This window comes from Providencia zhijiangensis (genome assembly GCF_030315915.2).
GTDB classification, from domain to species: domain Bacteria; phylum Pseudomonadota; class Gammaproteobacteria; order Enterobacterales; family Enterobacteriaceae; genus Providencia; species Providencia zhijiangensis.
Genome location: NZ_CP135990.1, coordinates 2,844,339 through 2,860,249, shown reverse-complemented (window position 1 = coordinate 2,860,249; position 15,911 = coordinate 2,844,339). Strand labels below are relative to the sequence as shown.

At 42.1% G+C, this 15,911-nt stretch carries 9 protein-coding genes; 5 read left to right on the top strand and 4 right to left on the bottom strand.

The window, feature by feature from the left end; genetic code table 11:
- Positions 1 to 7: 7 nt before the first annotated feature.
- Positions 8 to 1,216 (bottom strand): IS4-like element ISVsa5 family transposase, encoded by a 1,209-nt coding sequence (locus tag QS795_RS13090; protein WP_001339197.1) that lies wholly within the window; start codon positions 1,214 to 1,216, stop codon positions 8 to 10.
- Between the two features lie 51 nt (positions 1,217 to 1,267).
- On the opposite strand from QS795_RS13090, the gene QS795_RS13085 reads away from it, so the two are divergent.
- On the top strand, positions 1,268 to 4,201 hold the full coding sequence (locus tag QS795_RS13085; RefSeq protein ID WP_318626531.1) for a TcdA/TcdB pore-forming domain-containing protein: 2,934 nt from the start codon (positions 1,268 to 1,270) through the stop codon (positions 4,199 to 4,201).
- 369 nt (positions 4,202 to 4,570) lie between these two features.
- Positions 4,571 to 5,956 (top strand): SLC13 family permease, encoded by a 1,386-nt coding sequence (locus tag QS795_RS13080; protein ID WP_286271323.1) that lies wholly within the window; start codon positions 4,571 to 4,573, stop codon positions 5,954 to 5,956.
- Between the two features lie 88 nt (positions 5,957 to 6,044).
- Here the strand turns inward: QS795_RS13080 and QS795_RS13075 are convergent, their stop codons facing one another.
- The 3 genes from QS795_RS13075 to QS795_RS13065 form a co-directional block, all read right to left on the bottom strand.
- Entirely contained in the window at positions 6,045 to 6,671 is a 627-nt protein-coding gene (locus QS795_RS13075) for a hypothetical protein (protein WP_286271325.1), read from the bottom strand.
- 165 nt (positions 6,672 to 6,836) lie between these two features.
- Complete coding sequence (locus QS795_RS13070; protein ID WP_318626530.1) at positions 6,837 to 9,995, bottom strand: efflux RND transporter permease subunit; 3,159 nt, start codon at positions 9,993 to 9,995, stop codon at positions 6,837 to 6,839.
- Between the two features lie 15 nt (positions 9,996 to 10,010).
- Positions 10,011 to 11,201: an efflux RND transporter periplasmic adaptor subunit gene (locus tag QS795_RS13065; RefSeq protein WP_154602428.1), complete on the bottom strand. Its 1,191-nt coding sequence runs from the start codon at positions 11,199 to 11,201 to the stop codon at positions 10,011 to 10,013.
- Positions 11,202 to 11,335: 134 nt separating this feature from the next.
- Here QS795_RS13065 and acrR point away from each other — a divergent pair, with 134 nt between their 5' ends.
- The 3 genes from acrR (at position 11,336) to mscK (ending at position 15,906) form a co-directional block, all read left to right on the top strand.
- Positions 11,336 to 11,986 (top strand): multidrug efflux transporter transcriptional repressor AcrR, encoded by a 651-nt coding sequence (gene acrR / locus QS795_RS13060; protein ID WP_132496735.1) that lies wholly within the window; start codon positions 11,336 to 11,338, stop codon positions 11,984 to 11,986.
- Positions 11,987 to 11,998: 12 nt separating this feature from the next.
- Positions 11,999 to 12,352, top strand: a complete 354-nt coding sequence (locus tag QS795_RS13055) for a DsrE/DsrF/TusD sulfur relay family protein (RefSeq protein ID WP_286271332.1) — start codon at positions 11,999 to 12,001, stop codon at positions 12,350 to 12,352.
- A 158-nt stretch (positions 12,353 to 12,510) separates the two neighbouring features.
- Positions 12,511 to 15,906, top strand: coding sequence for a mechanosensitive channel MscK (mscK, locus tag QS795_RS13050; protein ID WP_318626529.1), 3,396 nt, complete (start codon positions 12,511 to 12,513; stop codon positions 15,904 to 15,906).
- Positions 15,907 to 15,911: the final 5 nt, after the last annotated feature.

The window sequence follows — 15,911 nt, the reverse complement described above, 5'->3', positions numbered from 1 at the left end:
GATCCCCTCATAATTTCCCCAAAGCGTAACCATGTGTGAATAAATTTTGAGCTAGTAGGGTTGCAGCCACGAGTAAGTCTTCCCTTGTTATTGTGTAGCCAGAATGCCGCAAAACTTCCATGCCTAAGCGAACTGTTGAGAGTACGTTTCGATTTCTGACTGTGTTAGCCTGGAAGTGCTTGTCCCAACCTTGTTTCTGAGCATGAACGCCCGCAAGCCAACATGTTAGTTGAAGCATCAGGGCGATTAGCAGCATGATATCAAAACGCTCTGAGCTGCTCGTTCGGCTATGGCGTAGGCCTAGTCCGTAGGCAGGACTTTTCAAGTCTCGGAAGGTTTCTTCAATCTGCATTCGCTTCGAATAGATATTAACAAGTTGTTTGGGTGTTCGAATTTCAACAGGTAAGTTAGTTGCTAGAACCCATGGCTCCTTTGCCGACGCTGAGTAGATTTTAGGTGACGGGTGGTGACAATGAGTCCGTGTCGAGCGCTGATTTTTTCGGCCTTTAGAGCGAGATTTATACAATAGAATTTGGCATGAGATTGGATTGCTTTTAGTCAGCCTCTTATAGCCTAAAGTCTTTGAGTGACTAGATGACATATCATGTAAGTTGCTGATAGGTTTCCAGTTTTCCGCTCCTAGGTCTGCATATTGTACTTTTCCTCTTACTCGACTTAACCAGTACCAACCCAGCTTCTCAACGGATTTATACCATGGCACTTTAAAGCCAGCATCACTGACAATGAGCGGTGTGGTGTTACTCGGTAGAATGCTCGCAAGGTCGGCTAGAAATTGGTCATGAGCTTTCTTTGAACATTGCTCTGAAAGCGGGAACGCTTTCTCATAAAGAGTAACAGAACGACCGTGTAGTGCGACTGAAGCTCGCAATACCATAAGTCGTTTTTGCTCACGAATATCAGACCAGTCAACAAGTACAATGGGCATCGTATTGCCCGAACAGATAAAGCTAGCATGCCAACGGTATACAGCGAGTCGCTCTTTGTGGAGGTGACGATTACCTAACAATCGGTCGATTCGTTTGATGTTATGTTTTGTTCTCGCTTTGGTTGGCAGGTTACGGCCAAGTTCGGTAAGAGTGAGAGTTTTACAGTCAAGTAATGCGTGGCAAGCCAACGTTAAGCTGTTGAGTCGTTTTAAGTGTAATTCGGGGCAGAATTGGTAAAGAGAGTCGTGTAAAATATCGAGTTCGCACATCTTGTTGTCTGATTATTGATTTTTCGCGAAACCATTTGATCATATGACAAGATGTGTATCCACCTTAACTTAATGATTTTTACCAAAATCATTAGGGGATTCATCAGCGCTGTGTTTGATTCACTCGATTTAAGAAATAACAAAATTCAATTTGATAGCCAATATATTTATCGAACAAGTCCTCGCTCTTCGGGTGGTGGGCGCCATAACTATATATTTTGGGCAGGAAATTTCCCTACTATGGTTAAAGATCGAGAGCAAGCTATAAATATCCGTCAGGGTATTGGCTATCAGTCAGCGACGCATGAACTAGATTTTAGTCATGCCGATTCCGTTATGTTACCTGTTATTCCTAAGTCCTATATTAAATACAATTACAACTTATGGCCGGGATGTACATCGCGTCATGATAATGGTTTCGATGTTATTCGCCGATTAGAACAGGAAGATAATTTTGATTATGATTTCTATATATTCCCTAGCGAAAATACTATTACACAGATTTTCCATGAATATGTGGATACCCCAATTGATGTTATTTTAGATGAAAAAAATCGTGAATTAGTTATTCCTCAGCTAGCGAAGGAATGGTATGGAAAAATTGAATATAAAATAAAAGGTTACGGTGGAACGTATAAGCTCAATCTAAATAATGGGGTACGTATCAGCCTAACGGATGATGCGCAAAATAATCAAAATTCAAAATGGATTATAGACGCCAGCCAGTTGGATAATAGCGCGGTTAAAATTCAAAATAATCAATTAATAGTGGGGAATATTGAAATCGATATCGATGTTGACCGCGTGAAAGGTCAAATCGTCGTTGTTGATAAAAATAAAGAAGTACAGGAAATTGATTTTTCAGCATCTCAGGTAGCTATTTTGAGTGAAGATGAAAAATTATGGCAAGGAATTCCCAAAAGTTTAGACCAACATTTACAGCACTATGCTAAGCAGCATAAAGCGCACGGGCAGTATATTGCTATCGATAATCACCAACACAATGGCAAGGATGTGGGGCGAGCTTTCTATGATGTGAGCAATCAGCGCTATATTTTTATTGATACTTTAGATTCTAATAAACAGTACGCTATTTTTAGTGCTGTGGTGGATGATTTGGCTTATTTCTACTTACCAGTACAAAAGCGAATATGGGAAGTGGATATTACAACCGGTGGGGTGAGTGCTGAATATCAATTAGAAAATCAAAATAATCGTCCATTTGAAATATTACAGTTATGGAAAGGTGATGGGCATATTTATTTTTCATGCAAATATACTGATACTAATGAAGTTGTTAATTTTCAACTTGAGCAAAATAAAATTAAATTAATCGGCTTAAATGCGAATTCAACTTTATTAGAACAATTAGCTCAAACACCAACCCAGTTTTCAACGATAACGCCTCAGAGATTCCTACAGAACTATATGTTAAGTGGTACTCACAAACCTGATGGTAAGCAGTCTGTACAGATTGAAGCTGATTTAGGTCAGAGCGTGACGATATCAGGGATTGATAGTAACCAAGCTCTACACCGTTATTGGTTAAGAGTGGAGGACAATCTTCTTATTAAACCTAATTTATCTCCTTCTCTTGGTTATGGTAAAGAGCCGACCAATATCCGATTACATCAAAACCATTGGGCTATTCCGCCTGATTTAGCATTAATGGGAAGCCTATTTGATGATAAGGGAACGGAAGTTTTCTATTTTTACAGCCATAAAAATAAAGAACTGTATCGCCAAGAAGGTGCAGGGCAGAACATATTAAATGTGATTAAACCGACAGCATGGATTGTGAACACCCCTCATAACATACAAAACGTTATATTTTGGCAAGGTAATTTATTTCTGTCTGATTCGGATGGTGTCGTTTGCCAAATTGATGCTAGCGGGAAATATCATCCCGTTGCATTAAATGAAGTTTGGTTTAAAGAGCGGGCAAATTGGTGGGAAAAATTGGGGGATTATTATTGCTGTAAAACAATCACGTTGATTGGGCTAAATAAAGAAAATTCCCTGCAAAATATTCCCGCATGGTACATGAATGGAAAATTGATTATTGCTGATGAATTATCATTAGAAAATAATATTCAGTTTCTGGGATTAAGTGCGGATAATTCAGCTGGATTAATTTTTGATCCAACAGCTAAGAAATTGTATCGCCAGTCATTTGCGATGGAGAATCAGTTATCTTCTGCATTTGGACAAGGCCAGCACTTGATCAGCAGCGCTCAGTTACCAAAAATTGTCGATGTTTATCCTGATTTACGGTTTGATAATGTGAAAATTGTCGGTAATGGCTTGTTAATGTTTGCTGAAAGCGGTGAAATTCTGTATGTCGATATTTTAGCGAATGAAAACCAATCACAAAGCGCTCATATCGGTTCTTCATTGATTATTCGTGGTGGCAAGCAAAATGATAGGTTATCGCCCGCAATCATTCAGGATGTGGAAAACATCGTGCTGAGTGCTGGAAATGGACAGGATACTTACAGGATTTCGAAAGAATCATGGGCGTATTACCACTCTATTATTATCGATAATCATGCGCTTGATTCTCAGTTAGATACGCTAATTTTACCTGTCTCAGAGAGTGATGAATTGGTGATGAGCCAGCACGATGACGATTTATTTATCACAGATATGAGCCAAAATACCACTTTAGTGTTGAGGCAAGTTTTTGGTGATCAAAAACAGGCTCATCAACATTTGCAGTTACGTTTCATCAACCAAACAAAAGATGTGTCATTAGAACAATTTATTCAGCGCCACTCACTGGATTTAACGATTGATCTGGCAGAAACGCATATTGAGCTTAAGGATTATCAGCGTATTGAAAGTGATGTTCATTTTTCGTTGTTGTCGGAACAGGCTGCAGGGTTTGCACAGAAAGATTCATTAGGAATGCCTAGAATGGATACCCAGTGGTTACCGAGCATGACATTGCATAATGGTTTGTTAGGCCATCCATCCCAAGGATAACTCATAAAAATGTAAGCCAGCCTGAATTACATAGTCCGCTGGTTTACAGCTCACAAAATAGAAATGGAATTATTTATCTGAACTATCAAATTGTTATATATTTCTGGTGAGGGGAATTTATAGAGAAACGTCGCAGTTAGTTATTCTTACCTATACATTGTCTTAAGTAATTAATTGCCATTTTTGTGAATTAGCAGTGAGATTTTTACGATTTTCACCATAAAGTGAGTTAATTGCGGGGTGCAGATCGCAATTTTGGGCTATCTACATTTTCATCTCATTCAATTAACTCTATATTTTACTCCTCTTAAAAAACGATTAACAAAAATTACTCGAAAACTTAAATTGCTTCCGAGCTATGGAGTTAACATGGATGCTTCCGAATCTTTGACACCATCGGCTTCTCCAACCCCTTCAAATAAGCGTGGTTGGATTATCCTAGCGGTTGATATTGTAGTTTTACTTTTACTGTTGAAATTTTTGCCTTTTGATCCAAAAGCAAATGCGGGACTGGCTTTAATGGTCTTTGTGGGCGTGCTTTGGTTAACAGAGGCTATTCACGTCACTATCACGGCATTATGTATTCCTTTACTGGCTGTTGGGCTGGGATTAATGGGAACCGGGGATGCGTTAAAAGCTTTTGCTAACCCAATTATCTTTTTGTTCTTTGGTGGATTTGCGTTAGCAACTGCACTGCATATTCAAGGTCTTGACCGCCTAATAGCTAACCGCTTGTTGATGGCTGCTCGTGGGCGTCTATCGGTTGCTGTGATTTTACTGTTCGTGGTGACCGCTGGGTTATCCATGTGGATCAGCAACACGGCAACAGCCGCAATGATGTTACCGCTGGTTTTAGGTATTCTTTCTAACCTTGATGTTCGCCATGAGCGCAATACATTTGTATTCGTGTTATTGGGTGTGGCTTATAGTGCCAGTATTGGTGGTTTAGGTACGATTGTAGGTAGCCCGCCGAATGCGATCGCCGCTTCTGCGCTTGGCTTGGATTTCTTATCATGGATGAAATACGGCATTCCAATCATGGTAGTTTTACTGCCAATGATGTTTGTGCTGATGTACATGATGCTGCGTCCGAATTTAAAACACCGTTTTGACATTGAATTAGAAAAAGTTGAATGGAATGGTAAACGTATTACCGCAATGGGCATTTTCTTTTTAGCGGTTGTTTGCTGGATCACCAGTACATTTATTAGCGAAGCTTTAGGTGGTGTGAAAGATTTAGATACCATCATCGCATTGAGCGCGGCAGTATTAATCGGTATTACGGGCGTGGCTAGCTGGTCACAAATCCAAAAAAATACCGAGTGGGGCGTATTAATGCTGTTTGGTGGTGGTTTGACACTGAGCGCGATTTTAAGCTCATCTGGTGCAAGTAAAATCATGGCAGACTGGATGCAAATGACATTTGGTGAAAGCCATTGGTTTGTGATCATTCTTGCGGTGACAACCTTTATTATCATCCTGACGGAATTTACCAGTAATACAGCCAGTGCGGCACTGTTGGTTCCAATCTTTGCAACAGTTGCGGAAGCATTAGGTATGCCAGTCATGGCGTTAACCATGATTATCGGTATTGGTGCATCTTGTGCCTTTATGCTACCTGTCGCGACACCACCGAATGCGATTGTGTTTGGCTCGGGTTATATTCGACAAATTGAAATGGTACGTGTGGGTGCTGTATTGAACGTGGCATGTATCATTGTCATCTCTCTATTTGCTTGGTTCTTCTGGCTGTAATAGAAACCAGAAAATTCGACAAATAAATAGTACGGCCTCAGAGAATGAGGCCGTTTTTTATTTCTGATGCTGTTGATATGACAAGCACCTATTGGTTCTTCCCTAGCTGAAAGGCTCCTGTTCTGAATATTGAAATCTCACTATTTCCACGTAGTGAGGAATTTCTAGTTTGAGTGAATCCTTTAATATCAATTATATTTTGCAGGCAAAGAGTGCATACTTTGCATAATGTTTGATGGCTTTCAAGAGGGCGGGTATTACCGAAAGTCGTGACGTCCTTGTCTGTCACAAGATGGTGTGCTTGTTGATGAAAAGTCTCGATTTTCGTATAACGACCTGCACTCAAAATACCGTCATGAAGGGGAATGAAAATGGTGTTCGATGGATTGAAGTTGTGTTGTTTCGAGGAAGTGATAAAAGGGGCATTTTGATGATTGAAGCGATTAGCAAACAAGACAGGCTTTGCGAATTGAAAAGGTGAGGATGATGAGGGTTGGCTAGATGAATTTGAATTAACTAGCTTGATGACTCGTTGTTTTGGAGAGCGTCCCTCCATTTGGGTGATTTTCGCCCATATCATCTTGGCGATTTGGATGGTCAAACTCCGTTGACCATGGTTTTCATTGCTCAAGAAAAAATGATGCTCAATAGCCGTTGTTGAACGAATATTCCGACTGAGTAGAAAGGGTCTAGTTAGCATTATTGTATGAGCCATCTGTTATAAGTTCCTTGCTATTAAATGTCCTTAACGAGGATGACTATAACGCTAATTTCTCATTCTGCAGTTATCAAAAAATAGAATAGACCTACTAAAAATCCCTGAGCGATAGCAAAAAAAAAAGACCACATTGCTGTGGTCTTTTTGTACTTATGAATTTAATCAGTGGTTTGCTGGTGGCTGATGGTTATCAACGTGCTCTGGTACCTTTGCAAAGCGGCGACGGATCACCACAAAGAATACCGGAACGAAGAAGATAGCCAATGATGTTGCTGCGAACATACCACCCAGTACACCTGTACCGACGGAGTTTTGTGCCGCAGAACCTGCACCATTACTGAATACCAGAGGGATAACACCCAGCATAAATGCCAGTGATGTCATCAGGATTGGTCTTAGACGCATTTTAACTGCATCTAATGTTGCTTCAATCAATCCTTTACCTTCTTTCTCCATCAAGTCTTTGGCGAATTCAACAATCAAGATTGCGTTCTTCGCCGATAACCCAATGGTGGTTAACAGCCCTACCTTGAAGTAAACGTCGTTATCTAAGCCTCGGACGGAGGTGAAGAGTAACGCACCGATAACCCCAAGTGGCACCACTAACATAACTGAGAACGGTACAGACCAGCTTTCATACAGTGCAGCCAGACACAGGAATACAACAATCAGGGAAATCGCATACAGGGCAGGTGCCTGGTTACCAGACAAACGCTCTTGGTACGACATACCTGTCCACTCATAACCGATACCCGCAGGTAGGTTTTCTGTGGTCAGTTTTTCCATCATCAGCATTGCAGCACCGGTACTTTGACCTTCTGTTGCTTGGCCTTGAATGTTCATCGCTGGAACACCGTTATAACGTTCTAAACGTGGTGAACCGTATTTCCAAGGATCTTTAGATGTATCTAAGAATGCCGAGAATGGCACCATTTTCCCTTGGTTATTACGAACATACAGGTTGCTGATATCTGACGGCAACATACGGCTTTCCGCGTCACCTTGTACGTAAACTTTCTTCACACGACCGCGGTCGATAAAGTCGTTGACGTAAGTACCACCAAACACGGAGCTGAGAGTTGCGTTGATATCGCTGATCGCAACGCCTTGCGCCTGTGCTTTTTGTTGGTCGATATAGATACGGTATTGCGATGTATCATCTTGGCCATTAGGGCGTACACCTTGCAGAATTTCAGGGTGCTGCGCTGCCAGTCCAAGTAACTGATTACGTGCTTCCATCAGTTTGTCATGGCCTAAACCGCCTTTATCAACCAGTTCGAAATCGAAACCGTTTGATGTTCCTAATTCGACGATTGCAGGCAAGTTAAAGGCATAAATAAAGGCACCTTGTTTTTTGGATAGTGCTGCGTTTGCACGCGCAACAATCGCATCCACATGGTTTTCTTTACCTTTACGCTCATCCCAGTTTTTCAGAACGACGAACGCGAGACCCATGTTTTGCCCTGCACCTGCAAAGCTAAAGCCACCAACGGTAAATACAGACTCAACGTTTTTACCTTCATCTACTCTGAAGTAATTACTGACTTCATCCAAGATGACTTCGGTTTGTTCTTGAGTTGATCCTGGTGGTAACTGCACCATGGATAAGAACACCCCTTGGTCTTCTGCTGGCAAGAATGACGATGGCAGACGAACGAACATGAATGCCATGCCTACGACCAGTAAAACGTAGATCACAAGGTAACGACCTGTTCCATTCAACATACGGCTTACGCTGTCTGTGTAATGGTGAGCTTGCTTTTCAAATACGCGGTTAAACCATCCAAAGAACCCTTTCGTGGAACCATGGCTGCCTTTTTCAATTGGCTTCAACATAGTTGCACACAGTGCAGGGGTCAGGATCATCGCAACTAATACCGATAGCAGCATCGATGAAACGATGGTGATAGAGAACTGACGGTAAATTGCCCCTGTAGACCCACCGAAGAAGGCCATTGGGATAAATACCGCAGACAGCACCATTGCAATACCGACCAGAGCACCTTGAATTTGGCCCATGGATTTTTTGGTCGCCTCTTTTGGTGGCAGACCTTCTTCTTGCATTACACGCTCAACGTTTTCAACAACAACGATGGCGTCATCCACGAGAAGACCGATGGCAAGTACCATCGCAAACATGGTTAAGGTATTTATCGAGTAGCCAAAGGCCGACAAGATAGCAAAGGTACCTAACAGAACCACCGGTACGGCGATAGTTGGGATCAATGTTGCACGGATGTTCTGTAAGAACAGATACATAACCACAACAACCAGCATGATCGCTTCAACTAGCGTTTTAACTACCTCGTTAATCGAAATCTTAACGAATGGCGTTGTATCGTATGGGTAAACTACTTCTAACCCTTCAGGGAAGAACGGTTCCATCTCAGCTAAGGCTGCACGTACGTTATTCGCCGTATCCAGTGCGTTAGCGCCAGTTGCCAATTTAATACCGATACCTGCTGCTGGCATACCGTTAAAGCGAGCAACGGTACTGTAGTTCTCCGCACCCAGTTGAACAGTGGCTAAATCTTTCAAACGTACTTGTGAACCATCTTGGTTCACACGCAGTAAGATGTTAGAGAACTCTTCAACGTTACTTAAACGGGTTTGAGCAATAATTGAGACGTTCAAACGCTGGCCGCCAACAGGAGGAGTTCCCCCTAACTGACCGGCAGCAACTTGGTTGTTTTGTACGCGAATAGCATTAATGACATCCGAAGTTGTCATATTGTACTTAACAAGTTGCTCTGGTTTTAACCAAATACGCATTGCATATTGGGTACCAAACAGCTGGGTTTCACCAACACCATTTACACGGCTAAGTGGGTCTTTAATATTTGACCCTACGTAGTCGGCAATGTCGTATTGACCCATTGAACCGTTTTTAGAAATAAAGCCTGCAACCATTAAGAATGAGCTGGTGGACTTATCCACACTAATACCTTGTTGCTGTACTTCTTGAGGTAATAGTGGCATCGCCAACTGGAGCTTATTCTGTACCTGTACTTGGGCGATATCGCCATCAGTACCCGCTTCAAAAGTCAGCGTAATACTTGCTGAACCTGATGAATCACTGGTTGATGACATATACACCAAGTTATCGATACCGTTCATGTTCTGTTCGATAACTTGGGTCACCGTATTTTGTACCGTTGACGCATCCGCCCCTGGGTAGTTAGCTGAAATGGAAACAGCCGGCGGTGCAATCGTCGGGTACTGAGCGACAGGTAACTTGATAATTGCCAGCAGACCCGCAAGCATGGTGATAATCGCAATTACCCATGCAAAAATTGGTCTATCTATAAAAAACTTAGGCATTAATCAATAGCTCCCTTATTTAGACGCGGTTTCAGGTTTTGCCTGAGTGTCTACAATGGATTGAGTTTCTAAGTTTGCTTGCTTCGGCACAACAACCATACCTGGCTTGATTTTCTGTAAGCCAATCACAATGACACGGTCGCCATCTTTCATGCCTTCAGTCACTAACCAGTTGTTGCCAATCGCTTGTGCGACTTGTACTTTGCGTACTTCAACTTTGTTTTCAGCGCCAACAACCATCACTTGCGCATCACCTTGTGGAGTACGTGCAACACCTTGTTGTGGGACTAAAATCGCGTTTTCTTTCACACCATCTTCTAAAATAGCGCGAACAAACATACCTGGCATCAGCTCTTTATTCGGGTTAGGGAATACAGCACGCATTGTGATGGAACCTGTGGTTTCATCGACAGTCACGTCAGAAAACTCTAATTGTCCTTTCTGCGCGTATTCTTGTCCGCCACTAATGACTAAGCTAACAGGTGCTTTACCCGGCTCTTTTTGCAGAGCACCATTTTCGATTTCAGCTTTTAAACGTAAGAAATCTTCACTCGACTGAGTGACATCCACATAGATTGGATCTAACTGTTGAACGCGCATTAGTTCAGTTGCTTGACCAGCAGAAACTAAAGCACCTTCAGTTACGTTGGATTTGCCTGTACGTCCACTGATAGGGGAAGTGACTTTGGTGTAATCCAAGTTAATACGCGCTGTTTCAACTGCCGCTTCAGCGGCTTTTACCGCTGCTAATGATTGCGCATATGTTGAGCTAGCTTGATCGTACTCTTGTTGGCTAATGTAATTCGTGCCAAGCAGTGGCTTATAACGTTTAACAGTTAATGCGGCGAGATTAGCATTTGCTTGCGCTTTGGCTAATTCTGCTTTAGCACTATTGTAGGTTGCTTGGAAAGGTGCCGGATCGATTTGATACAACGATACGCCAGCCTCAACATCGCTACCTTCTTTGTAGTTACGTTTTAGGATGATGCCACTTACTTGTGGGCGAACCTCTGCAATACGAAATGCAGATGTACGGCCAGGAAGTTCGGTCTTAATGGTCAGAGGTTCAGCTTTCAGCGTAACAATTCCTACATCAGGCGCCGGGCGTTCACCGCCACCTTTCTGTTCTTCGTTACAACCAGATAACGCTAAGCCGCCTGAAAGGACCAACAGAGCCAGAGGTAACACCCCTCTGTTTTTTCGCATAAGTTAACCTCAATTAATCGATATGAGTTCAAAACAAAATTAAGAAAAAAAGCAAATTATATGATTTATCACTATGCTATAGTACAAACATACACTAATGTATGTAAATCAGCTTTCGATAAAAACGGGCGTCAATGGCACGAAAAACTAAACAACAGGCTGAAGAAACCCGTCAGGAAATATTAGATGCAGCCATCAAAACATTTTCTGAACGAGGAGTAACAGCCACATCATTAGCCGATATAGCCAAAGCTGCGGGTGTTACCCGGGGAGCTATATATTGGCATTTTAAGAATAAGGTGGATCTGTTCCATCAAGCCTGTGAATTTAGCGATAATCAAATTACTCAAGCTGAGGATTATTATCGTTCGAAATATACCAATGATCCACTTTTAATACTAAGAGAATTGCTAATATATATTCTTACCGATTTTATTAGTACTCCTAAAAATCGCGCGTTAATGGAAATCTTTTTCTTAAAATGCGAATTAGTCGGAGAAATGGCATCTGTCGTTGATTTTAAGCGTGAAAACTATCTCGCAAGTGAACAGCGGATTATTAAAAATTTACGTGATTGCGTGGATGCGGGACAACTTCCAGCCGATTTAGATTTAGCGTGTAGCGCGGTGATGATCCGAGCACTGATGTCGGGCTTACTTGAAAACTGGTTATTACAGCCAGAGCGTTTTATGATAGACGCACATACCACGACGTTAGTTGATACTCTATTAGAAACGCTTAAAAATAGCGTCTCACTGCGAGTCAAACCAACGCCAAACGAATAATCGGAGAAAACCATGTCATCCATTTTGATCATTGCGAATGGCGCGCCATACGGAAGTGAAATGTTGTTTAACTCTCTGCGCTTAGCTATCACGCTAAAAGAGCAACACCCACAAACCGACCTGAAAATTTTCTTAATGTCTGACGCAGTTACTGCTGGGATCACAGCGCAAAAACCGAAAGAAGGGTATAACCTTCAGCAAATGTTAGAGATTTTAACCGCGCAAAATGTCCCTGTTAAGTTATGCAAAACCTGCACTGATGCTCGAGGTATCAGTGATCTGCCATTAATTGATGGTGTCGAAATCGGTACATTGGTTGATTTGGCTGCGTGGACATTAGATGCTGAAAAAGTTCTCACCTTTTAATTTTATCGCCATAGATTAAAAAAGCTTTTTGAGAATTGAGCTGCGGTTTGTCAAAATTGCAGCTCAAATAGCAAGTTAGAACTCAGTATATTAGATCTAAGTATATTAGAACTAAACAATTTAAGAGCTAGATAATAGTAGGATCACAACGAGATATCATGGGCCCACTAATGCAATACAGAAAAGCGTGGTTATATTCAATTAGAATATTTTTGGCATTTGCCATCACCTTTTTCTCTTTTCAAATTTCCGCAGCAACAATTAGTAACCTTCCCAGCAAAAACGAGATAAAAACAGAGCTCAATTCGCTAAATAAAAAAAACAATGCAGGGCAAGAAGATAAACTCGCTATCGCCGATTTGGAAAAGTCATTAAATTATTATGATGAACTGGAAAAACTCGATCAGCGTTCAGACGAACTGCAAAAAAAATTAAGTCACTCCGGTGAAGAGTCAAAAAAAGCGGTTCAAGGTTTATTACAAATAAAAAATCAGAATGAAAATCCTGATATTAACTTTCAGCACCAAATTGAAAATAGCAGCCTGCAACAATTAGAGTCCATGTTGGCAACCCATTTGGATAACCTGCAAGCTGAGCAAAATGATCTCGCCACATACAACAGCCAACTGATCGGTTTGCAAACTCAACCTGAGCGCGCCCAAGCTATCATGTTGGACAATGCTCGAAGACTGCAAGAGATCCGTAACGAGCTTAACAGCACATTGACCGACTCCAGCAAGCTGCGCACCACACAAGTGAATATGCTGCAACTTGAGCAATACCTTCTACAGCAGCAAAACGAATTTCAAAAGCGCGTTCTCCAAGCTAATACGCAACTCCAAGATGTTTTGCAGAAACAGCGTGATTACACGGCGGCGTACATTGAGCAACTCGATGCCCGAATTCAGGTGATCCAAGACGCTATCAGCAAAGTGCGTCTCAGTGATTCTCAATCGACAGTACGTGAAGCACAAAATACCTCTACGGATGATGCGGTGCAGCAAAATCCGATTATACAAAAAGAGGTGGAGATCAATAACAAGCTGAGCAACCGCTTGATTGAAGTGACTCAAGACGGCAACAAAATGGTGCAAAATGGTATCCGAGTAAAAACTTGGTTAGAACGCGCCACTCAATCAGAACGAAACTTAAAAGAGCAAATCAACGTATTACGCGGAAGCTTGCTGCTATCGCGAATTCTTTTTCAGCAACAAATTGATTTACCCGCGGATATTCTCACCAAAAATTTGCCTGTCACCATCGCCGACCTACGTTTGGAGCAGTTTGATATAAACCAGCAGCGTGATGCGTTATACCAACCTACGGATTACATTAATAATCTGGAGCATGAGCAAGCGGTTAAGGTCGGAGAACAAGAAAATGCCCGCTTGTTTACCCCAGAAGATAAAGCGGCGCTGGTAAAAATTCTGGATGTTCGCCGTGAATTATTGGATGAATTGAATTTACAATTAGGTGGTCAAATTTCCCAAGCCATTAATTTGCAACTGGATCAAAACCAATTATTGAGTGTGGTTAGCTCGCTTGAGCATACTTTGGCTCAGCAGATTTTCTGGGTAAACAGTAATAAACCGATGGATATTGAGTGGTTAAAAGCGTTCCCTGAAGCGGCCAAAAATCAACTAACTCACCTCGATTTTGATTTTTCATTATCGAGCCTGAAAAAAGGCTTGCTGAGCTCGCTGTGGGTGACGATTCCGTTGTTATTGGCGGCACTGATCTTTATCTGGTTGAATCGAAAAATCACTCAGCGTCTACATGATATTGACCTGCGTTTATCTAGCTTGCGTAACGACAGCGTACTGAATACACCGTTGGCTCTGTTACTCACGTTGCTGCAAACCATCCCAATTTCATTAGTGGTTATCGCCATTGGTTACTGGTTCTTAAAAACCGGTAATCTGCAAGGGGAGTTTATTTGGTCTTATTTCTTGCAACTCGCGATTTTCTGGGCGCTATTTGAATTAACGTTCAGGGTATTAAAACCTCAAGGTATTGCAGAGAAACACTTTAATATTGAACATGAAAATGCCCAGCGTATGCGTCGTCGTATGGTGCGTTTATCGGTGCCGCTGATCCCGCTTATCTTCTTTTCCACCTATGGAATGATTAACCCGCTGAAGGTGTCTGAGGATGTGATTGGGCAGCTCGTGGTTTCTATCTGTTTATTATTATTGTGTATTTTTACTATTCCGTTCTGTAAACAGGTTTGGAAGGAAACGGGTAGCCACTTAACGCGCTCCATTTTGATCACGTTACTGACATTCTCGCCGCTAATTTTAATTGGCTTGATGATTGCGGGTTACTATTACACCACACTCCGTTTAGCCAACCGTTGGTTAGATAGCTTGTATCTTCTGGTGCTTTGGTACATCACGTATAATGTTTGCTTGCGAGGCTTAAGTTTAGGCGCTAGAAAACTGGCGTATAAGCGTGCGCTTGAGCGTCGAGCGCAGTCAAAACAGCAAGAAGAAACTGAAAACGAGCCTATCAAAGAGCCGCCTATGACCATTGAGTTGATTAGCCAGCAGTCTCTGCGCTTAACGACAATGGTGCTGTTTATTATCTTTGCGTTTGCGTTTTACGCCATTTGGTCTGATTTTATTACGATTTTCTCCTTCCTCGATAGCATCCAACTCTGGAGCTATACCGCTACATCAGCGGAAGGGGCGAATATCATGCAGCATGTGACTTTGGCCAACCTAATTTTAGCGGTGGTGATTGTAGTGGTGGCGTGGATTATGACGCGCAACTTACCAGGGTTATTGGAAGTGTTGGTGTTGTCACGACTCAAACTTCGCCAAGGTTCCACCTATGCCATCACCACCATGTTGACCTATGTGATTGTCAGTATCGGGGCGATTGCTTCCCTCGGGATGATAGGGGTGACATGGAATCAGTTGCAATGGTTAGCCGCTGCCTTAACCGTTGGTCTCGGTTTTGGTTTACAGGAAATTTTTGCGAACTTCGTTTCGGGGATTATTTTATTGTTCGAAAGACCGATTCGTATTGGGGATACCGTCACCATCGGGACTTACTCGGGAACGATCAGTAAGATCCGTATTCGTGCCACTACGATTGTGGATTTCGATCGCAAAGAGGTGATTATCCCGAACAAAGCATTCGTTACTGAGCGCTTAATCAACTGGTCGCTCTCAGACACGGTTACGCGAATTACGGTCTCTTTAGGTGTTGCGTATGGTTCCGATCTGGAAAAAGTGAAACGCGTATTACTGCAAGCGGCAACCTCTAACAGCAAAGTGATGACGGACCCTGCACCTGCAGCCTACTTCTTAAGTTTTGGCGCTAGCACGTTAGACCACGAACTGCGTTTTTATGTACGCCAGATCGGTGAGCGTACCATCACCAGTGATGAAGTGAACCGTGAAATTGACCGGTTATGCCGTGAAAACGATATCAATATCGCCTTCAATCAATTAGAAGTGCATTTGCATAACAATCAGGGTGATGAAGTGCAGGAAGTGACGAAAATTATCAAAGACAAAGATAATGATAAAAATGGCGATGAAAAATAACCTGC